Here is a 19,133-nt window from a genome sequence, read left to right on the forward strand (position 1 = left end):
GCAACAGGCCCCGCCCCCGGCAGCGGCGAGGCTGCGGGGACGGGGCCCGTCGACGTAACAGGAGTTACGGGAAGGTCAGAAGCGACGCGTGATGAGCGCGCGCTTCACCTCCTGGATCGCCTTGGTGACCTCGATGCCACGCGGGCAGGCGTCCGTGCAGTTGAACGTGGTGCGGCAACGCCACACGCCGTCACGGTCGTTGAGGATCTCCAGCCGCTGCTCGCCGGCCTCGTCGCGCGAGTCGAAGATGAAGCGGTGGGCATTGACGATCGCCGCCGGGCCGAAGTACTGGCCGTCGTTCCAGAACACCGGGCACGAGGACGTGCACGCGGCGCACAGGATGCACTTGGTGGTGTCGTCGAACCGCTCGCGGTCCTCGGCGGACTGCAGACGCTCGCGGGTCGGCTCGTTCCCCTTGGTGACGAGGAAGGGCATGACGTCGCGGTACGCCTGGAAGAACGGGTCCATGTCGACCACGAGGTCCTTGAGGACCGTCAGGCCCTTGATGGCCTCGACCGTGATCGGCTTGTCCGGATTGATGTCCTTGATCAGCGTCTTGCAGGCGAGCCTGTTCTTGCCGTTGATCCGCATCGCGTCGGAACCGCAGATCCCGTGGGCACAGGAACGGCGGAACGTCAGGGTGCCGTCGAGCTCCCACTTGATCTTGTGAAGGGCGTCGAGAACACGCTCCTTCGGGTCGATCTCGATCTGGAAGTCCTGCCACTGGACCTCGTCCGACACCTCGGGGTTGAAGCGGCGGATCCGGAACGTGGCCATGATGAACGGCGAGTCGGCGAAGCCGGCCTCGGCCTTGTCGGTCTTGTCCAGGGTCGGGGTAGCCATCAGTACTTACGCTCCATCGGCTGGTAGCGGGTCGTCACGACCGGCTTGTAGTCGAGCCGGATCGACTCGGCGCCGTCGGCGGCCACCTCGCGGTACGCCATGGTGTGGCGCATGAAGTTGACGTCGTCGCGGTTCGGGTAGTCCTCGCGGTAGTGACCGCCGCGGGACTCCTTGCGGGCGAGCGCGGAGACCGCCATGACCTCGGCCAGGTCGAGCAGGTTGCCCAGCTCGATGGCCTCCAGCAGGTCGGTGTTGAACCGCTTGCCCTTGTCCTGGATGGACACGTTCAGATACCGCTCGCGCAGCTCGGCGATCTTGTCGACCGCCGTCTTGATCGTCTGCTCGGTGCGGAACACCATCACGTTGGCGTCCATGCACTCCTGGAGCTCCAGGCGCAGCGCCGCGACCCGCTCGGTGCCCGTGGAGTTGCGCAGCCGCGCCACCTGGTCGGCGACCAGCTGACCCGGGTTCTCGGGCAGTTCGACGAAGTCGTGCTTCGCCGCGTACTCGGCGGCCGCGATGCCGGAGCGCTTGCCGAAGACGTTGATGTCGAGCAGCGAGTTGGTGCCCAGGCGGTTGGCGCCGTGCACGGAGACACAGGCGACCTCGCCGGCGGCGTACAGGCCCGGGACGACGGTGGTGTTGTCGGCCAGCACCTCGCCCTCGACGTTGGTCGGGATGCCGCCCATGGCGTAGTGCGCGGTCGGCTGGATCGGGATCGGGTCCGTGTAGGGCTCGATGCCGAGGTACGTCCGCGCGAACTCCGTGATGTCCGGGAGCTTGGCGTCCAGCTGCTCCGGCGGCAGGTGCGTCAGGTCCAGGTACACGTGGTCACCGGCCGGACCGCAGCCGCGGCCCTCACGGATCTCGGTGTAGATGGAGCGCGAGACGACGTCACGGGACGCGAGGTCCTTCATGACCGGCGCGTACTTCTCCATGAAGCGCTCGCCGTCCTTGTTGCGGAGGATGCCGCCCTCACCGCGGGCGCCCTCCGTCAGCAGGATGCCCATGCGCCAGATGCCCGTCGGGTGGAACTGGAAGAACTCCATGTCCTCCAGCGGCAGACCGCGCCGGTAGCAGGCGGCCTGGCCGTCACCGGTCAGGGTGTGGGCGTTCGACGTCACCTTGAAGAACTTGCCGGTGCCGCCGGAGGCGTAGATGACCGACTTCGCCTGGAAGATGTGGATCTCGCCCGTCGCCAGCTCGTACGCGACGACGCCGGCGGACTTCTTGACCCCGTCGACCTCGGTGATCAGCTGGTCCAGGACGTAGAACTCGTTGAAGAACTCCACGCCCTCCTTGACGCAGTTCTGGTACAGCGTCTGGAGGATCATGTGGCCGGTGCGGTCCGCGGCGTAGCAGGACCGGCGGACCGGGGCCTCGCCGTGGCTGCGGGTGTGACCGCCGAAGCGGCGCTGGTCGATGCGGCCCTCGGGCGTCCGGTTGAACGGCAGGCCCATCTTCTCCAGGTCGAGGACGGCGTCGATGGCCTCCTTCGCCAGGATCTCGGCGGCGTCCTGGTCGACCAGGTAGTCACCGCCCTTGACCGTGTCGAAGGTGTGCCACTCCCAGTTGTCCTCCTCCACGTTGGCGAGCGCGGCGGCCATGCCGCCCTGCGCCGCGCCCGTGTGGGAGCGGGTGGGGTAGAGCTTCGTGAGCACGGCGGTGCGGCTGCGCTTGGTGGCCTCGATGGCCGCGCGCATGCCGGCGCCGCCGGCGCCGACGATGACGGTGTCGTACTTGTGGATCTGCATGGTTTTCCTCTGGTCCCTCTGTCCCGGCGCCTAGCGGATGTTCGGGTCGAAGGTGAAGATCACCAGCGTGCCCAGCAGGACGGTGAACACCGTGGCGGTGTACAGGAGCATCTTCAGCCAGAAGCGGGTGTTGTCCCGTTCGGCGTAGTCGTTGATGACCGTACGGAGGCCGTTGGCGCCGTGCAGCATGGCGAGCCACAGCATCAGCAGGTCCCAGACCTGCCAGAACGGCGAGGCCCAGCGGCCCGCCACGAAGGCGAAGCCGATCTTGGAGACGCCGCCGTCGAGCACCAGCTGGATCAGCAGGTGACCGATGACGAGGACGGTCAGCACGATGCCCGACAGGCGCATGAAGAGCCAGGCGTACATCTCGAAGTTGCCGCGCGAAGCCTTGGGGGTCTTGCCCGTGCGCTTGCGCGGGGGCTCGATCACCGGGGCCGGGTTGTCGGCGTCGAATCGGCCCAGAGGCCCGACGCCCTCGACATCGCCGATCGCGGCTGCGGAAGAAGTCTCGCTGGACATGGGCCTCAGCTCCCGAAGACGTCGCGTACGGCGTGACCGAGGACGGGGTACAGGGCCCCGACCATCAGCACGATCCAGATGCCCAGCACGGTCCAGAGCATCTGCTTCTGGAAGCGCGGGCCCTTGGCCCAGAAGTCCACGGCGATGATCCGGAGACCGTTCAGCGCGTGGAAGAGAATCGCGGCCACCAGGCCGTATTCGAGGAGGGCGACGATCGGCGTCTTGTACGTGGCCACGACGTCGTCGTAGGCCTCGGGGGAGACGCGGACGAGAGCGGTGTCCAGGACATGTACGAACAGGAAGAAGAAAATGAGGACACCGGTGACTCGATGAGCCACCCACGACCACATGCCTTCCCGGCCGCGGTACAGCGTTCCAGCCGGCACGGAAGAACCCTCCGGGAGCGGGGATTGGGGTCGGCCGGCTTGACTGTCGGTCTGACCCGGCCGGGTACGGTCCACCGGCCCCGGCCATCGTAGCGACGCTTTGTCGGTTCGTTCGCGCCGGGGCCTCTGGTGTGATCAAAGAGGCAATCAAACAGGCACGTACGGGCTAGAGAGTCTCTTGTCGGCCATGCCGGGTTCGCGTGCCCTGGAACCGCTCCTCGATCAGGCCCTGGAGTGCGCGCTCGCCGCTCGGGGTCCGCTACTGCCCGGGGTCCGCGGTCACCAGCTCGACGATCCGGCTCCGGGCGAGTCGGCGCAGCTCCTCGGCGGTCACCGCCCGCTCCTCGTCCACCTCGTGCGTCAGCCGGACCCGGATCCCGGCCAGCACCTGGTCCACGTGCAGGGAGGGGGCGTAGGCGTCCAGGCAGATCACGAAGGCGTGGCCGAACCTGCTCTCGTACGCCGCGTGCGCGGCCCGCAGCGCCAGATGGGCGGCGCGGGGCGCGTCGTGGTGCAGGCAGGGCGCGGGCTCCGCGGCCAGGGCCTCGGCGATGTCGCTGGGCGCGAGGTCGTAGCCCGCCTCGTCGGAGGCGGCCAGTAGAGCGCCGAGATCGGGGTAGGGGCGGTGGGCGGCCATCCGGTGGGCCCAGCGCAGACTGCCGCAGCACTCCAGGAAGGCCGCCTCGGCGGCGGCGAAGGGGAGGCTGTTGAAATGGGCCAGGCCGACGGCATGATCGACCGGCGCCCCGTCGGCGGGCGCCGCCGGGGCATCGGCCGGGACCGGGTGGCGCGGCTGCACGGGCACGGCCGACCGGCCGGCCGGGGGCGCGGATCGCTTCGGCAGGCCGGCGGGGGACTCGCTGGACCTGGACAGCGTGGACTCCTCGTATCAATGACAGCTGTGACCCGGTGGGCCCTGATCCCGCGAAGGGCCCGCAGGGGTACACGAAGGTCTTCCGTCCCTGAAAGACAGACGGGAGCGCAAGGAGGTTGCGCGGGGTGGGAGTGAAGAGGGAGACGAATGTGCCGCAACGCTAACGAGACCGGCCGGCGGCCGTCCGACGGACCGCGGAAGAATCACCCGAACGGGAGAGTTTCGGAACGTGTGATGGACGTCTGACCTGCGTCGGCCGGGGTTCCGTCCGGTCGCTCGCCGTCTTCGATGGGCGAGGCCACGGTAAAAATGCCAGCCTTGCACCCTATTCACTCGTTTCACTCGTCCTTGACCCCTCAACGGAGGAATCCGCCCGATGTCGCCCACGCGTGGTGCCCTTGTCACCGGCGCGGCTGCCACGGCCGCAGCCGCCGTCGTCCTCACCGTCGTCGTCTGGCCGGACGGATCCGGCAGCGGACCCTCCGGTGACACGGCGTCGCCCTCCGGGACCTCCGCCGAGGCCGCCGCCCCGTCGCCCTCCCGCAGCTACCCGGTGTCCAGCACGCCGAGCACGATCCCCGCGGTGCGCGAACACACCGCGGCCCGGGGGCCCGGCTGGCAGCCGGGCAAGGACAGCACCGTCGTCATCGCCAAGGGCAGCCAGGTGCTCGCCGACGAGGCGCAGCTGCTCGCCAAGGAGCTGAAGATCCGCTACCGGGGCGCCGAGCCGGCCCGGACGGGGGACGTCGAGCTGGCGCTCGGCGCCAAGGACGCGGGCCCCACCGAGTCGTACCGGCTCACCGTGCGCGACCGCAAGGTGAAGATCACCGGCCCCGACGAGTCGGGCGTCTTCTACGGCACCCGGACGCTCAAACAGTCGCTCAAGGCGGACGGCACGGTCCCCGAGGGCGTCGTCAACGACCGGCCGGACCGGCCGCAGCGCGGGCTCAACCTCGACATCGCGCGCAAGCACTACAGCGCGGAGTGGATTGAGGACCGCATACGCGAGATGGGCGACCTCAAGCTCAACCAGCTCGGCCTGCACTTCTCCGACGACCAGGCCTTCCGGATCGAGTCGAAGTCCCACCCCGAGGTGGTCTCCGACGAAGCCCTCACCCAGGACGAGGTCCGCCGCATCGTCGGCCTCGCCAACAGCCGGCACATCGAGGTCGTCCCCGAGATCGACTCGCCCGGACACCTCGGCGCGGTGCTGGCCGCCCACCCCGACCTCCAGCTGCGCAACACCGCGGGCGTCGAGTCGAAGGGCTCCATCGACATCTCCAAGCCGGCCGCGGCCAAGCTCATCGACGAACTCCTGGAGGAGTACACCGAGCTGTTCCCGGGGCGGTTCTGGCACCTCGGCGCGGACGAGTACCAGGCGCTGACCGTTCAGAACCCCGCCGCCTCCTACCCCCAGCTCCAGCGGGCAGCCGAGGAGAGGCACGGCGCCGACGCCACCATCGAGGACCTGGCCACCAGCTGGCTGAACGACCGCGCGGACGTCGTCGTCCCCAAGGGCCGGACCGCGAAGGCCTGGAACGACGGGCTCTTCCGGGGCACGAAGGTCAAGGCCGACGAGAACATCGAGATCGAGTACTGGACCGGCAAGGAGATCGGTGCCCGCCCGCCGCAGGAGTACCTCGCCGAGGGCTACAAGATGCTGAACCTCAACGACGAGTTCCTCTACTACGTGCTCGGCGAGCCCAACGACTTCGTCTACCCGACCGGTGAGCGGATCTACGAGCAGTGGACCCCGTTGGTCCTGCGCGGCACCGAACCCGTGGCCGAGCGCTACTCGAAGCAGATCCTCGGCGGCCGGTTCGCCGTCTGGGGCGACCTGCCGAACGCGCAGACCACCGAGCAGGTGGCCAACGGCATCAGGATGCCGCTCGTGGCGACCTCGCAGAAGCTGTGGGACCCGCGGAAGCCCGCGCTCAGCTGGGCGCAGTTCCAGGAACTGGCGAAGCGGACCGGCAGCGCGGGGTGAGGACGAGCGCGAGCCGCCGCTGAAACGGCTGTCCCTCCCCGCCCCCACCTGCGAAGATCCGGGACGGACGGCCCGGCAGCCGCCGGTCTGCGTATCGTCGGCCGCGCGCTCCCGGGGAGGGACGCGCGGCCGTGCACCCACACCGCGTCCCGGGGGGCTTCTCCGTGCTCTGTACCCGTTGCCGTATCCGAACGGCCGTCACCGACGACGGCCTGTGCACCTTCTGCTCGGGCACCCGGCCCCCGCTGCCCGACGGCCTGGTGGCCCCGGCCTCCGGACCCGGGGGCCGGGGCGTGGGCACCTGGCCGCGTTCGCCCGTGGGCCTCGCCCGGGCGGTGACGGCGCTGCTCGGCGTGGTGATCGCCGCCGACCTGTTCGCCATCGGCACGGGGCTGTATCTGCGCGGCCTCTGGCAGCGGCTGGTGAGCGACGGTGCCGTGGACGTCTACGGCGGGGACGGCCGGATGGCCGAGACGCTGTACGGCATCGCGGCGCGCTCCCAGGGCGTGGCGCTGCCGGCCACGGCCGTCGTCTTCATCATCTGGTTCCACCGGACCCGCCGGAACGCCGAGGTCTTCGACCCGTCCGTGCAGCGCATGGGCCCCGGCTGGGCGGTGGGCGGCTGGTTCGTCCCCGTCGCCAACTTCTGGATCCCCTACCGGGTCGCGAGCGGTGTGTGGGAGGCCGGTGCGCAGACCCGTCCGGACGGGGGCCGGCGCACGGTTCCCCGGACCCCGCTCAACCTCTGGTGGGGCGCGTGGGTCGCGAGCCTCCTCCTCACCCGGGTCGCCGAGCGCCTGTGGGAGCGGGCCGAGGACGCGGAAGCGATCGTGCGGGCCGGGGGCCTGGTGGCGGCATCGGACGCGGTGGACATCCTCGCCGCCGTCCTGGCCGTCCTCTACGTCCGCGCCGTGACCGGGATGCAGGTCGAACGGGCCCTGCAGGGACGGGCGCCCGACGGCCCGGCACAAGCCCCGGCCCCGGGAGCACACGAGTGACGCCCACTCCGAAGTGACGATTTTCAGCCATTCGGCGCAGTATCCGGTAGACCGAGGGAGACGTCGATGAGTCTGCTGGAACTGATCGGACGGGCCGACGAGCGCGCGCTGGCCGCCGGTGCCGTGGCCTGCCTGGAACGCTGTCTGCCGCTGCTCGCGGGGCCGGAGGCGGAGCCCTTGCGCCCGCTCTGGGCGAGTTGCGAGAACGGGCAGGATTGGGCCATCCGGCTCGCGGCGGTGCGGACGGCGATGGAGCAGGCGTCCGTCCCCGCCGGCCCGGCCGCGCTCGTCCGGGCCATGCTCGGCGCGGCCCCCTCCGACTTCGCCGCCGTACCGCTGCGGGAGTGGGCCGACGCCTGCTCGCTGGTCGCGCTCCGGGTCCACGGCCGGTTCGACGCCCCGGACGGGGACGCGCCGGCGGACGAGGAGGACCTGCTCAAGGCGGCCCGCAGCGGTGAGCCCGCCGCCGTGGGCCCGCTGGTCGCGGGGGAGCTGGAACGGCAGGTCCGGATCCTGGAGATCCTCGCGGAGACCACCGGCACGGCGGGCAGCGGCGCCGGCCTCCGCAAGGCGCTGGACCTGTCCACGGAGGGCCGCCGGGTGCTGCGCGCGGTCATGTCACGGCGGGCCAGGGGCCGGAGCTGAGGGCCGGGCGGGGCGGCGGCAGGCCCCGCCACCCGGTGCGTGAGCGGCACGGGAGCGGTACGGGTGTCGCGGACGGGCCCGGCCACGACACCCGTACCGATCGGGCCCGGCGTTACTTCGCCGCGTCCAGCGCCGCCAGGGCCTGCGCCCACCCGACGTACTTCAGGGCGGCGAGATCGGCGACCGTCACCACGCCGAACGCCTCCTTGAGCAGGTCGCCCTGACGGTCCGAGACACCCTTGAGCGCGGACACCGGTGCCGCCAGCACCTCAGGCACGCTCTTGTCCGCCCACGCCTTGTCCAGCACCTTGTCCAGGTCGATCGAAGCCACGCGCGTTCCCCTTCTCCCAGTAGATCTACAGACATGTAGAGCTTAGGAGGGGGTGGGCACGGCTCGCCGGGCACCGTCGGGAAATCACCTGCGAAAGTCCGAAAGACGCCCGGTCACCGCTTGCGTGCCTTGGGCAGGTGTCACAGGGACCAGGTGGCGCTGTGCAGCGCGGCGAGCCGTAGGTGGTCCGGCCGCCCATTCCGCCGCCGGGCAGGTGCCAGGCCGGCACGACGCGCAGGTCCGCGTGGCGCTCCCGCGCCTCGGCGGCGGCCCTGTGCAGGGCTGTCAGGAGGACCAGGGGTCTGCGGCGACGGACCGAACATGCCTTCCCCACCCTCCCGTTCCATCTCGTCCCGCCCGTGCCCGAGTACCCGGACCGGACGGGCGGCGCCTTCGGCCCGGTCGAGGTGCTGCCTTCCGTTCTGTGCGTCGGCGTCTTCCGCTCCACGGTGGTCGATCCCGGACGCGACCCGGTGATGCACCGCTCCGCCCTCGTCGTCGCGTGGGTCCAGGCCACCGCGGACGTGCCGTCGGGCGAGGGCGCCGACCCGCGCTGCGCGGTATCGACTGGGGCGCGCCGGCCCGGGACCACGAGCTGTAGGGCCTGTCGTCACGGCCGCGCGCGGCCGCAGCACGGCCCCGCCCGCCGGATGGCGTCAGGCGCGCGTCAAGCGGGCGTCAGGCAGTCGTCAAGGGTGGCTCCGCATTCATATGGACCCCGTCAAGGCGGCTTATCCCCGGGGTGAAGCCGAGGTTTGCTCGTATCGGCCGAACGGCTGATTCCCTTCCTCGCATCCTCAGGAGTTCACGATGGCCGACCTGGCCTTCGTCGCCACCACGATCGCGGTATTCGCGCTGGTGGCTCTCATCGCCCGGGCGGTGACCAGACCATGACCGCCGAGAATATCGTCGGGCTCGTCGTGGCCGTGTCCCTGCTCGGATATCTCGTCCTGGCTCTCCTGTATCCGGAGAGGTTCTGAGCACCGACATGAGTCCCCAGGCCGCTGGACTTCTCCAGCTCACAGCTCTGATAGCCGCCCTCGCCCTGGCCTACCGCCCGTTGGGCGACTACATGGCCAAGGTCTACTCCTCCGAGAAGCACTACAAGCCGGAGAAGTGGATATACAAGGTCATCGGAGCCAATCCGGCCGCCGAAATGCGCTGGCCCGCCTATCTGCGCGGAGTCCTCGCCTTTTCGGCGGTGAGCGTTCTCTTCCTGTATCTGCTGCAACGGATACAGGGATCTCTGCCCGGCTCGCTCGGCTTTTCCTCGATCGACCCGGATCAGGCGTTCAACACCGCCGCTTCCTTCGTCGCCAATACCAACTGGCAGTCGTACTACGGCGAACAGGCCATGGGCCACGTCGTACAGACCGGCGGCCTCGCGGTGCAGAACTTCCTGTCCGCGGCGGTCGGCCTGGCCGTGGCGGTGGCCCTCGTACGGGGCTTCGCCCGCTCCCGTACCGGCGAACTCGGCAACTTCTGGGCCGACCTCGTACGCGGCACCGTCCGCATCCTGGTCCCGATCTCGGTGATCGGCGCGCTCGTCCTGGTCGCCTGCGGGGCGATCCAGAACTTCTCGGGCATCCACCAGGTCGGCCAGTTCATGGGCGGCACGCAGGAGTGGAACGGCGGTGCGGTCGCCTCCCAGGAGGCCATCAAGGAGCTGGGCACCAACGGCGGCGGCTACTTCAACGCCAACTCCGCCCACCCCTTCGAGAACCCGAACCCCCTCTCCAACCTCTTCGAGGTCTTCCTCATCCTGCTGATCCCGTTCGCGCTGACCCGGACCTTCGGGCGGATGGCCGGATCGCTGCGGCAGGGGTACGCGATCCTCGGCGCGATGGCCGTCATCTGGATCGGCTTCACCGCCCTGATGATGTGGACCGAGTTCGCCCACCGGGGCCCGGCGTTCGAGATCGCGGGCGGGGCCATGGAGGGCAAGGAGACCCGCTTCGGGATCGCGGGCTCGTCGATCTTCGCCGTCGCCACGACGCTGACCTCGACCGGCGCGGTGAACTCCTTCCACTCCTCGTACACCGGCTTCGGCGGCGGCATCACCATGCTCGGCATGCAGCTCGGCGAGATCGCTCCCGGCGGTGTCGGCTCCGGCCTGTACGGCATGCTGATCATGGCGGTCATCGCGGTGTTCATCGCCGGGCTGATGGTCGGACGCACCCCGGAGTACCTCGGCAAGAAGATCGGCACCCGCCAGATCAAACTCGCCGCCTGCTACATCCTCGTCACCCCGGCGCTCGTGCTCGGCTTCACCGCGGTCGCCATGGCCCTGCCGACCCCCGCCGACTCGATGACCAACTCCGGCGCGCACGGCTTCTCCGAGATCCTGTACGCCTACACCTCCGGCGCCAACAACAACGGCTCCGCCTTCGCCGGGCTGGGCGCCGACACCCCGTGGTTCAACACGACCATCGGCCTCGCGATGCTGCTCGGCCGGTTCCTGCCGATGGTGTTCGTCCTCGCCCTGGCCGGTTCGCTCGCCGAGCAGCGGCCGGTGCCCGAGACCGCGGGCACGCTGCGCACCGACAAACCCCTCTACACGGGGCTGCTCGTCGGCACGATCCTCATCATCACCGGACTCACCTACTTCCCGGCCCTGGCGCTGGGTCCGCTCGCCGAAGGGCTCGCCTCATGAGCACCGTCACCCCCACCCCCACGCGTGCTCCGCACGGAGACCTCCCGCCGGCCGGCGGCCACGGCTCCGCCGACCGGGTCGGCAGCGGACTCTTCGACCCGCAGCAACTCCTGAAGTCGTTCCCGGACGCGCTGCGCAAGCTCGACCCGCGCGTGATGGTCACGTCACCGGTGATGTTCGTCGTGCTCGTCGGTTCGGTGGTCACCACGGTCCTCGCGCTCACCGACCCGACCGACTGGTTCGGCTGGGCGATCACCGGCTGGCTCTGGCTGACCACGGTCTTCGCCAACCTCGCCGAGGCGGTCGCCGAGGGCCGGGGCAAGGCGCAGGCCGACACCTTGCGCCGGGCCAAGACCGACACCGTCGCCCGCCGCCTCGCCGACGGGAAGGAGGAGCGGGTCGCCGGAACGGACCTGCGCATCGGCGACCTGGTGGTCTGCGAGGCCGGTGACGTCGTCCCCGGCGACGGGGACGTCGTCGAAGGCGTCGCCTCGGTCGACGAGTCCGCGATCACGGGCGAGTCGGCTCCGGTCATCCGGGAGTCCGGCGGTGACCGCTCGGCCGTCACCGGCGGTACGAAGGTGCTGTCCGACCGCGTCGTCATCAGGATCACCACCAAGCCGGGCGAGACCTTCATCGACCGGATGATCGGCCTGGTCGAGGGCGCCGCCCGGCAGAAGACGCCCAACGAGATCGCCCTGAACATCCTGCTGGCGTCCCTCACGATCGTCTTCCTGCTGGCCGTGGTCACCCTGAAACCGTTCGCGATCTACGCGGGCGCCGACGACCAGACCTCGCTGATCGTGCTCGCCGCCCTGCTGGTGTGTCTGATCCCCACCACGATCGGGGCGCTGCTGTCCGCGATCGGGATCGCCGGGATGGACCGGCTGGTCCAGCGCAACGTCCTGGCCATGTCGGGCCGCGCGGTCGAGGCCGCCGGTGACGTATCGACCCTGCTCCTCGACAAGACCGGCACCATCACCCTGGGCAACCGCCAGGCGGCCGCGTTCGTCCCGGTCAAGGGCGTGAGGGAAGCGGACCTCGCCGACGCCGCCCAGCTCTCCTCGCTCGCCGACGAGACCCCGGAGGGCCGGTCGATCGTGGTGCTCGCCAAGGAGACGTACGGGCTGCGGGAGCGGAACCAGGGCGAGCTGACGGGCGCCGCGTGGGTGGAGTTCACCGCGCAGACCCGGATGTCGGGCGTCGACCTGGACGGCCGCAAGGTCCGCAAGGGCGCGACCGGTTCCGTCCTGGCCTGGGTGACGGAGCGGGGCGGCCGGGTACCCGAGGACGCGGCGGCGCTCACGGACGGGATCGCCCGGGCCGGGGGCACACCGCTGCTGGTGGCCGTGGAGGACGCCGACGGCGCCCGGGTCCTCGGAGTCATCCACCTCAAGGACGTGGTGAAGGAGGGCATGCGGGAGCGGTTCGAGGAACTGCGCCGGATGGGCATCCGTACGGTCATGATCACGGGCGACAACCCGCTGACCGCGAAGGCCATCGCCGAGGAGGCGGGGGTCGACGACTTCCTGGCCGAGGCGACGCCCGAGGACAAGATGGCCCTCATCAAGCGGGAACAGGCCGGCGGCAAGCTCGTCGCCATGACCGGCGACGGCACCAACGACGCCCCCGCCCTGGCCCAGGCCGACGTCGGCGTCGCGATGAACACCGGAACCTCGGCCGCCAAGGAGGCCGGGAACATGGTGGACCTCGACTCCGACCCCACCAAACTCATCGAGATCGTCGGGATCGGCAAACAGCTCCTCATCACCCGAGGAGCCCTCACCACCTTCTCCATCGCCAACGACGTCGCGAAGTACTTCGCGATCATCCCCGCCATGTTCGCCGTGGCGTACCCGTCGCTGGACAAGCTGAACATCATGGGCCTGACCTCGCCCGAGTCCGCGATCCTCTCCGCGGTCGTCTTCAACGCGCTGATCATCGTCGCGCTGGTACCGCTCGCCCTCAAGGGCGTGCGCTACCGCCCCGCGAGCGCCGACCGGATGCTGCGCCGCAACCTCGGCCTGTACGGACTCGGCGGCCTCGTCGCCCCGTTCATCGGCATCAAGCTCATCGACCTGCTCCTGACCCTCATCCCTGGAATCGGCTGATCCGCCATGACCAACAACACCGTCAGCAGCACCGCGCGCGTACTCGGCGCCGCCCTGCGAGCCCTGCTCGTCCTCACCCTGGTGTGCGGGGTCGTCTACCCCCTCGCCGTCACCGGCGCCGCCCAGGCGCTGTTCCACGACCAGGCCAACGGCTCCGAGGTCAAGGACGCGAACGGGCAGGTCGTGGGCTCCTCGCTCATCGGCCAGCGGTACGACCTCCCGCCGAAGAAGGGCGAGACGTCACCGTCCCCCGACCTGAAGTGGTTCCAGCCCCGCCCGTCCAACGGTCTCGGCACCAACAGCGTCAACACCCAGTACTCCCTGCTCCTCTCCGGCGCCACCAACCGCTCCGGCGACAACGAGGAACTGATCCGGTGGGTGAAGGACGCCAAGGCGGCCGTGGCGAAGGACAACTCCACCCCCACGCACAAGGTGAACCCCGCAGACATCCCGCCCGACGCCGTCACATCCTCCGGCTCCGGCCTGGACCCGCACATCTCACCGGCGTACGCCGAACTCCAGGTCCACCGGGTCGCCGAGAGGAACGGCCTCGACGTGCAGAAGGTCGAGGGCCTGGTCGCCGATCACACCACCGGCCGACTGCTCGGCTTCATGGGCGAGCCCCGGGTGAACGTCCTTGAGCTGAACACGGCGCTCAGGGGTCTGACCCGGTAGGGGGTCCGGAGCCGGGGGCGGCCTCACGAGTGACCCACATCACCGTCGCGGACGTGCGCTTTCGTCGACGCGGCGCCCAGCCAGAGCCCCGTCGCGGCCTGAGCGGCGTCCGCCCGGTCATCTCCGACAGCCACAGCGGTCCGGTCAAAGCGATCCGCAAGGTCATGCTCGGCGCCGCCTGGCAGCGCTGCCCGGCGGCTGGGCTACGACCTCACCGCCCACCGTGCTCAGCAGATCAGCCTGGACATGCTGGATCGGGCGGACACGGTGCTCGCCATGGACGCCTCCGTTCTCGCTACCCTCCGGGCCGTCTGCGGCCCGGAGAACGAGAACAGACTGCGCCTCTACCTCGGCGACCTGGACGTGCCCGACCCGATGGGCCAGGACGACGCTGCCTTCCATGAGTGCGCTGTGCTCATTGAAGTCGGTGCCGCACTCCATATCGGTGGACGGATCACGTAGCCCACTGCGGGCCAGACTGTTACCGGGATGCTGCGGACAGGATCACGTCCACGAGCCTTTCCGCAGCGTCCGGGCGGCCGTGCGCCCCGGCCGCCGCGGCCATCGTGGCCCGGCGCTCCGGATCGTCGAGGAGTGGTCCGACCGCCTCGCGCAGGCGGCCGCCGGTGACCTCGCCGAGGAGGGCGACCGCGGCCCCGGACTCCTCCAGGTGGCGGGCGTTGTGGGCCTGTTCGTTCCCGGCCGCCGTGGCGAGCGGGATGAAGACGGCGGGCTTGCCCAGCGCGGTCAGCTCCGCCAGGGTGCCCGCGCCGCTGCGGGAGATCACGAGATCGGCGAGGGCCAGGACGTCCGGCAGTTCCGGTCCGACGAAGGCCGTGAGGTGGTACCGGGCGGCGAGGGAGGCCGGAAGCCCTGCCGCGCGCGCGGACAGCGTCTCCTGGTGGGCCGGGCCGCACTGGTGCACCACGTTGGCGCGCTCCAGCAGCCACGGCAGTTCGCCGCCGACCACGTCGTTGATCTGCTGCGAGCCCTGCGCGCCCCCGGTGACGTACACCGTCGGGAGCCGCCGGTCGAAGGTGTGGAGGCCGAGGGCAGCCACTGCCTTGTCCGGGTGGCCGGTCAGGATCTCCGGTCGTACGGGGTTGCCGGTGACCACCGCCGCCGACCGGACGCTCTCCGGCAGGAGCGGCAGGGTCGACTCCGAGGACACGGCGATCCGCGCGGCGGAACCGGCGAGCTTGCGGTTGGCGAGGCCGAGGCGGACGGTCTGCTCGTGCAGGACCAGCGGGACCCGGCACATCCGCGCGGCGAGCCCGGTCGGGACGGCGACGTAACCGCCCGTGGCGAGAACGACGTCCGGCCGGAAGGCGGAGACCGCGCTGCGCGCCTGGGCGACCCCGATCGGCACGCGCGCCATGTCCCGGACGTTGGCAGGAGACACCATCTTCAGCGGATTCGCGTGACGCCGGATCTTGCCCGTGGAGACGGTGGTGAACGGGATGCCCTCCGCGCCGGTGACCCGGGCTTCCAGACCCTCCGCCGTGCCGATCCACAGGACATCGAGCGTGCGGCCGGAAGCGTCCAGGCGTGCCCGCAAGGTCCGGATCGCGGTGAGGGCGGGGTAGGTGTGACCGCCGGTGCCCCCTCCCGTGACGATCAGGCGGAAGACGGATGCGGGGTGCGACGCGGTATTCACCCGGAGCAGTCTAGGGAGGGCCGGCCGGCCCGGCGAAATCCGTGCGGTGTCGGTCACGCCGTCGGTCGCCGGGAGGTCTGCGCACAGGGGCGGCCCTGGTCGGGGCACAGGGCGAAGAGGAGCGACGACCGGGGCCGCCACCCCCCACAGGAGAGGCCCCGGCCGTCTTCCACGGGGTCGCAGCACGACCCCGTACTCATCTCAGCGCCATGACTGCGTTTTCTGTCACACCGGAAGCGCGGCCGTCGAATTGTTGCGGGTTGTACAAGTCATGGACGTGGCCCCCACCGAGCACGTAGCGTGCTGGTTCGCGCAGGGTTGCGCAGCAGTTGACCAGCTGCGATTCAGGACGGCAGGGCGGGTTGAGGGAGTGCTGGGGGACGACGCGGAGCTGACTGCCGCGGTGCTCGCGGCACAGGACGGGGACGAGGACGCCTTCCGTGCTGTGTACCGCGCGGTGCACCCACGGTTGTTGGGCTACATACGGACGCTGGTCGGAGAGCCGGACGCCGAGGATGTGGCGTCCGAGGCGTGGCTGCAGATAGCGCGCGACCTCGGCCGGTTCAGCGGTGACGCCGACCGGTTCCGGGGCTGGGCCGCGCGCATCGCCCGCAACCGCTCTCTGGACCATCTGCGGATGCGCAGCCGCCGTCCCGCGATCGGCGGCGACGAGACCGAGCTGACCACACGCGCCGCCGAGTCCGACACCGCGGGCGACGCCATCGAAGCCCTGGACACCGACCGCACCATGTCCCTCATCGCCCAGCTGCCGCGGGACCAGGCCGAGGCCGTCGTGCTGCGGGTGGTCGTCGGGCTCGACGCGAAGAGCGCGGCGCAGACCCTGGGCAAGCGGCCCGGCGCCGTCCGCACCGCCGCCCACCGCGGGCTCAAGCGGCTGGCCGAACTCCTCGGCGCCGACGGGCAGCTCCCGGCGCCCCGGCCCGGCGGCGACGGAGCGTTCGGCCCGGACGGCACCGCGGACCGGCCCACGGCACAGGACGGCGGGAACGACACGGGCGGCGGTGCCGGGCTCGGGGCCGTACCCTCCCAGCGGCCCGGCCGAGGCGGTCCGGCGGCACCCGCCGTGGTCACTCCCGGTGTGACGCATTCGCGACCGTGGACGCAGAAGGACATGTGATGGCCGACGAGCACTACGAGTGGCTTGACAAGGACGCGGCGGAGAGACTGCTCCGCGGCGAACCGGTCGTCCCCGTGGGCGACGAGGCCCGTGCCGACGCCTTCCGCCTCGCCGAAGCGCTCGGCGCGACGCGCGCGGGGCTGAGGGCCCCGGCGGGCGAACTCCCCGGCGAGGAAGCCGTCCTCGCCGCGTTCCGGCAGGCCCGCCACGGCAGCGGCGTGGACCGGCTCGCCGGCCGTGCCGCCGGCGCCGCCGTCCCCGGCCGCCCCGGTCAGCTGCACGCCGTCCAGCTCGGCTCCGCCCCCGACACCCCGGGCGGCCGCCCGCGCTGGAGCCGCCCGGTCCGCTTCGGTCTGGTCGCCTCGCTCGCGGGCTGCGCGCTCGGCGGGGTGGCGGTCGCCGCCGGTACGGGCGTGTTCACCGCACCCTTCGGCGGGCAGGGCTCGCCCGCGCCGGCCAGCTCCGTATCCGCCGCCGTGACTCCGGGCCCGCTGATGTCCAGCGGCGCCGTCGACGACCCGTCGGCCCCGGCCGACCCCTCCGCGCCCGCCGAGGCGGAGTCCTCCTCCTCGCCCACGGCCCGCGAATCCGGCGGGCCCGAGCAGTCCGACGGCGCGCGGACCGGCGACACCGGCCGGGAGTCCGGCACGGGCCGCCCGGACACCCCCGCCCGTCCCGACGGCAGTGGCCGGGAGGAGAGCACCGGGGGCGGCGGGCAGGACGACCGGCCCGGCGGTTCCGGCGGGGACACGGACTCGGGCAACTGGTACGAGAAGTCCGTCAAGGCGTGCAAGGCCTTCCGCGAGGGCAGGCTGGACGACCGCAGCCGACGCCAGCTGATCGAGTTCGCCAAGGACGAGGAGAACCTGGAGCGCTTCTGCGACCGCCTCCTCGACGGGAACGGCGGGAGCGGCGGCAGCGGTGGGAACGGCGGCTCCGGCGGCGGGAACGGCGACGATGACGACGACGGCGGTCAGACCGGGCCGGGCGGCGGCGGCTCGCTGCCGCCCGTCTCCTTCCACCCCGTACCGCGTGCCGCCACGGCCCCGGAAGAGGGTGCCGGCGCAGGGTCGGACGCTGAGGTTCCGCCCCTCCGGCAGAGCACCGGTGCGGCCCCCGTGCAGACCCGCTGACCTGCACTTTCAGTTCCCGGCAGACGGCCCGCGCGACCAGGTGTGACGTTTTTCGGAGGCCGGGCGCAGTACAGAGTGAGCCGACTGGTCATCGGCCGCGCGACGAGCCGGGGTTCCCCCCGTACCTTCGGCTCGGCGCATCGGCGCGGGCGGGACACGTTCCCCCGGTCCCGCCCGCGCCCTCTCCTTCGTCCGCACCGGCCGAGCAGCCGGTCACCAGTAGACGACGACCTTGTCGCCGGTCCTCACCCGGTCGAACAGCGCCGCGACCTTCTTCTTGTCCCGTACGTTGACGCAGCCGTGCGAGGCACCGCCGTAGCCGTTGGCCGCGAAGTCCGCGGAGTAGTGCACCGCCTGACCGCCGCTGAAGAACAGGGCGTACGGCATCGGGGTGTCGTACAGCGTCGACACATGGTCCCGGGACTTCCAGAACACCTCGAACACGCCCTCGCGGGTGGGCGTGTACTCCGAGCCGAAGCGCACGTCCATCGCCGAGACGACCCGGCCGTCGATCATCCACGCCAGGGTCCGGCTGTTCTTGCTGATGCACAGGACCCGGCCCTTCAGACACCGTTCGTCCGGCGCGGACACCGGCCGCTCGGTCGGCGGGCGCAGTTCGGCGGCCGTCGGCACCCGGGTCATCGCCAGCAGCCGCTGCCAGGTCACCTCGTCGGTGGAGCCCGTGACCGGCAGGCTCCGCTTGGCCTGGAACGACCGCACGGCGTCGGCGGTGACGGAGCCGTAGTAGCCGGTGGGGTTGCGCCCGAAGTGGCCGATCCGGCGGAGCCGGGCCTGGAGTTCGCGCACCCGGTCGCTCTCGGCCCCGGTCCGCATCAGGACGCGCGACGGCGGTGCGGTGCTCGGTTCCGGGGCCGGACGGGCGGTCGTCGGTGCCGGGTCCGGGGCCGGTGCGGCGGTGGACGCCGACGGGCCGGGCGGTGGTGCGGTACGGGGCTTCGCGTCCTCGGACACGGGAGCGGTGGGGGAGGGGGCGGCGGCCCGTGTGGCCTGCACCGGCGGTGCCGTGTCCCGCGCCCCCGTGGCCGTACCCGGTTCGCACCCCGTCGTGAGGGCGGCCAGCGCGACGAGGGACACGGCGGCGACGCGACGGCCCGGTACCGCGTCGGCCGCACGCGCCCCGCGCGCGCCTCGTCCGCCCCGGCCGTCCCACCCGCTGTCCGTGCCCACCATGTTGGGTCCCCCTCGCTCACCCGCCGACCCGGCGCCTCCTGTACGGATTCCCGTCCGGCCCGGTCAGCGAATCCTCCGCCGGACGGCGGCCGCGCGTCCAGCCCCCCGAGGGCGCGCCCGGCCGATCATGGCCGGGTACGGGCCGTCGGGACCGGCCCCCTCCCGCTCGGCGCCCGACGGCCCGTACCGCCTGGTGGAACTCCCTGGACGGCGACCGGTACCGGCGTGCGACACT

At 71.3% G+C, this 19,133-nt stretch carries 18 protein-coding genes and 1 pseudogene; 11 read left to right on the forward strand and 8 right to left on the reverse strand.

Annotation, left to right across the window (positions count from 1 at the left end; translation table 11 throughout):
* Positions 1-75: 75 nt before the first annotated feature.
* The 5 genes from RNL97_RS20705 to RNL97_RS20725 all read right to left on the reverse strand — a co-directional run bounded on the left by RNL97_RS20705 (position 76) and on the right by RNL97_RS20725 (position 4,310).
* On the reverse strand, positions 76-843 hold the full coding sequence (locus tag RNL97_RS20705) for a succinate dehydrogenase iron-sulfur subunit (RefSeq protein ID WP_030575925.1): 768 nt from the start codon (positions 841-843) through the stop codon (positions 76-78).
* Positions 843-2,597 (reverse strand): succinate dehydrogenase flavoprotein subunit, encoded by a 1,755-nt coding sequence (gene sdhA, locus RNL97_RS20710; RefSeq protein ID WP_030575928.1) that lies wholly within the window; start codon positions 2,595-2,597, stop codon positions 843-845. The genes RNL97_RS20705 and sdhA overlap by 1 nt, the downstream gene beginning before the upstream one ends.
* Positions 2,598-2,627: 30 nt before the next feature.
* The gene (locus tag RNL97_RS20715; protein ID WP_030575931.1) at positions 2,628-3,119 is read right to left on the reverse strand and encodes a succinate dehydrogenase hydrophobic membrane anchor subunit; all 492 of its coding nucleotides are present in this window, start codon (positions 3,117-3,119) and stop codon (positions 2,628-2,630) included.
* 5 nt (positions 3,120-3,124) lie between these two features.
* Positions 3,125-3,505, reverse strand: a complete 381-nt coding sequence (gene sdhC / locus RNL97_RS20720) for a succinate dehydrogenase, cytochrome b556 subunit (RefSeq protein ID WP_010058610.1) — start codon at positions 3,503-3,505, stop codon at positions 3,125-3,127.
* Between the two features lie 259 nt (positions 3,506-3,764).
* On the reverse strand, positions 3,765-4,310 hold the full coding sequence (locus RNL97_RS20725) for a 2-oxo-4-hydroxy-4-carboxy-5-ureidoimidazoline decarboxylase (RefSeq protein ID WP_030575934.1): 546 nt from the start codon (positions 4,308-4,310) through the stop codon (positions 3,765-3,767).
* 445 nt (positions 4,311-4,755) lie between these two features.
* Between RNL97_RS20725 and RNL97_RS20730 the strand changes: the two genes are divergently transcribed.
* The 3 genes from RNL97_RS20730 (at position 4,756) to RNL97_RS20740 (ending at position 8,009) form a co-directional block, all read left to right on the forward strand.
* Entirely contained in the window at positions 4,756-6,366 is a 1,611-nt protein-coding gene (locus RNL97_RS20730) for a family 20 glycosylhydrolase (RefSeq protein WP_030575937.1), read from the forward strand.
* A 164-nt stretch (positions 6,367-6,530) separates the two neighbouring features.
* Entirely contained in the window at positions 6,531-7,364 is an 834-nt protein-coding gene (locus RNL97_RS20735) for a DUF4328 domain-containing protein (protein ID WP_243314883.1), read from the forward strand.
* 66 nt (positions 7,365-7,430) lie between these two features.
* Positions 7,431-8,009 (forward strand): hypothetical protein, encoded by a 579-nt coding sequence (locus RNL97_RS20740; RefSeq protein WP_030575944.1) that lies wholly within the window; start codon positions 7,431-7,433, stop codon positions 8,007-8,009.
* A 112-nt stretch (positions 8,010-8,121) separates the two neighbouring features.
* On the opposite strand, the gene RNL97_RS20745 is transcribed toward RNL97_RS20740, so the two are convergent.
* Entirely contained in the window at positions 8,122-8,340 is a 219-nt protein-coding gene (locus tag RNL97_RS20745) for a hypothetical protein (RefSeq protein WP_010058605.1), read from the reverse strand.
* A gap of 890 nt (positions 8,341-9,230) precedes the next feature.
* Between RNL97_RS20745 and kdpF the strand changes: the two genes are divergently transcribed.
* The 6 genes and pseudogenes from kdpF to RNL97_RS20775 all read left to right on the forward strand — a co-directional run bounded on the left by kdpF (position 9,231) and on the right by RNL97_RS20775 (position 14,241).
* The gene (kdpF, locus tag RNL97_RS20750; RefSeq protein ID WP_010058599.1) at positions 9,231-9,320 is read left to right on the forward strand and encodes a K(+)-transporting ATPase subunit F; all 90 of its coding nucleotides are present in this window, start codon (positions 9,231-9,233) and stop codon (positions 9,318-9,320) included.
* Between the two features lie 8 nt (positions 9,321-9,328).
* Entirely contained in the window at positions 9,329-10,993 is a 1,665-nt protein-coding gene (kdpA, locus tag RNL97_RS20755; protein WP_030575950.1) for a potassium-transporting ATPase subunit KdpA, read from the forward strand.
* The gene (gene kdpB / locus RNL97_RS20760; RefSeq protein ID WP_243314884.1) at positions 10,990-13,104 is read left to right on the forward strand and encodes a potassium-transporting ATPase subunit KdpB; all 2,115 of its coding nucleotides are present in this window, start codon (positions 10,990-10,992) and stop codon (positions 13,102-13,104) included. Before kdpA ends, kdpB begins: the two co-directional genes overlap by 4 nt.
* 6 nt (positions 13,105-13,110) lie before the next feature.
* Positions 13,111-13,779 (forward strand): potassium-transporting ATPase subunit C, encoded by a 669-nt coding sequence (locus RNL97_RS20765; protein ID WP_030575955.1) that lies wholly within the window; start codon positions 13,111-13,113, stop codon positions 13,777-13,779.
* A 92-nt stretch (positions 13,780-13,871) separates the two neighbouring features.
* Positions 13,872-13,988: pseudogene (locus RNL97_RS20770) on the forward strand (transposase); the annotation flags it as partial.
* A gap of 37 nt (positions 13,989-14,025) precedes the next feature.
* A complete protein-coding gene (locus RNL97_RS20775; protein ID WP_313751038.1) occupies positions 14,026-14,241 on the forward strand; it encodes an arsenate reductase/protein-tyrosine-phosphatase family protein in 216 nt (71 codons plus the stop codon).
* A 19-nt stretch (positions 14,242-14,260) separates the two neighbouring features.
* Here the strand turns inward: RNL97_RS20775 and RNL97_RS20780 are convergent, their stop codons facing one another.
* A complete protein-coding gene (locus RNL97_RS20780) occupies positions 14,261-15,436 on the reverse strand; it encodes a UDP-N-acetylglucosamine--N-acetylmuramyl-(pentapeptide) pyrophosphoryl-undecaprenol N-acetylglucosamine transferase (RefSeq protein WP_030575966.1) in 1,176 nt (391 codons plus the stop codon).
* Between the two features lie 370 nt (positions 15,437-15,806).
* Between RNL97_RS20780 and RNL97_RS20785 the strand changes: the two genes are divergently transcribed.
* Both RNL97_RS20785 and RNL97_RS20790 read left to right on the forward strand, forming a co-directional pair.
* Positions 15,807-16,574: an RNA polymerase sigma factor gene (locus RNL97_RS20785; protein ID WP_030575970.1), complete on the forward strand. Its 768-nt coding sequence runs from the start codon at positions 15,807-15,809 to the stop codon at positions 16,572-16,574.
* Positions 16,574-17,707, forward strand: coding sequence for a hypothetical protein (locus RNL97_RS20790; RefSeq protein WP_030575972.1), 1,134 nt, complete (start codon positions 16,574-16,576; stop codon positions 17,705-17,707). Before RNL97_RS20785 ends, RNL97_RS20790 begins: the two co-directional genes overlap by 1 nt.
* Positions 17,708-17,920: 213 nt before the next feature.
* Here RNL97_RS20790 and RNL97_RS20795 read toward each other — a convergent pair whose 3' ends face one another.
* A complete protein-coding gene (locus RNL97_RS20795) occupies positions 17,921-18,898 on the reverse strand; it encodes a L,D-transpeptidase family protein (RefSeq protein ID WP_243314893.1) in 978 nt (325 codons plus the stop codon).
* Positions 18,899-19,133 lie beyond the last annotated feature (235 nt).

It is taken from the genome of Streptomyces parvus, assembly GCF_032121415.1.
GTDB classification, from domain to species: Bacteria; Actinomycetota; Actinomycetes; order Streptomycetales; family Streptomycetaceae; genus Streptomyces; species Streptomyces globisporus_A.

Coding starts and splice junctions, on each gene's coding strand:
- kdpB (WP_243314884.1), top strand. CDS start 10,990: ATGAGCACCGTCACCCCCACCCCCACGCGTGCTCCGCACGGAGACCTC.
- RNL97_RS20740 (WP_030575944.1), top strand. CDS start 7,431: ATGAGTCTGCTGGAACTGATCGGACGGGCCGACGAGCGCGCGCTGGCC.
- RNL97_RS20705 (WP_030575925.1), bottom strand. CDS start 843: ATGGCTACCCCGACCCTGGACAAGACCGACAAGGCCGAGGCCGGCTTC.
- sdhA (WP_030575928.1), bottom strand. CDS start 2,597: ATGCAGATCCACAAGTACGACACCGTCATCGTCGGCGCCGGCGGCGCC.
- RNL97_RS20795 (WP_243314893.1), bottom strand. CDS start 18,898: ATGGTGGGCACGGACAGCGGGTGGGACGGCCGGGGCGGACGAGGCGCG.
- RNL97_RS20765 (WP_030575955.1), top strand. CDS start 13,111: ATGACCAACAACACCGTCAGCAGCACCGCGCGCGTACTCGGCGCCGCC.
- RNL97_RS20790 (WP_030575972.1), top strand. CDS start 16,574: ATGGCCGACGAGCACTACGAGTGGCTTGACAAGGACGCGGCGGAGAGA.
- kdpF (WP_010058599.1), top strand. CDS start 9,231: ATGACCGCCGAGAATATCGTCGGGCTCGTCGTGGCCGTGTCCCTGCTC.
- RNL97_RS20775 (WP_313751038.1), top strand. CDS start 14,026: ATGCTGGATCGGGCGGACACGGTGCTCGCCATGGACGCCTCCGTTCTC.
- RNL97_RS20730 (WP_030575937.1), top strand. CDS start 4,756: ATGTCGCCCACGCGTGGTGCCCTTGTCACCGGCGCGGCTGCCACGGCC.
- RNL97_RS20715 (WP_030575931.1), bottom strand. CDS start 3,119: ATGTCCAGCGAGACTTCTTCCGCAGCCGCGATCGGCGATGTCGAGGGC.
- kdpA (WP_030575950.1), top strand. CDS start 9,329: ATGAGTCCCCAGGCCGCTGGACTTCTCCAGCTCACAGCTCTGATAGCC.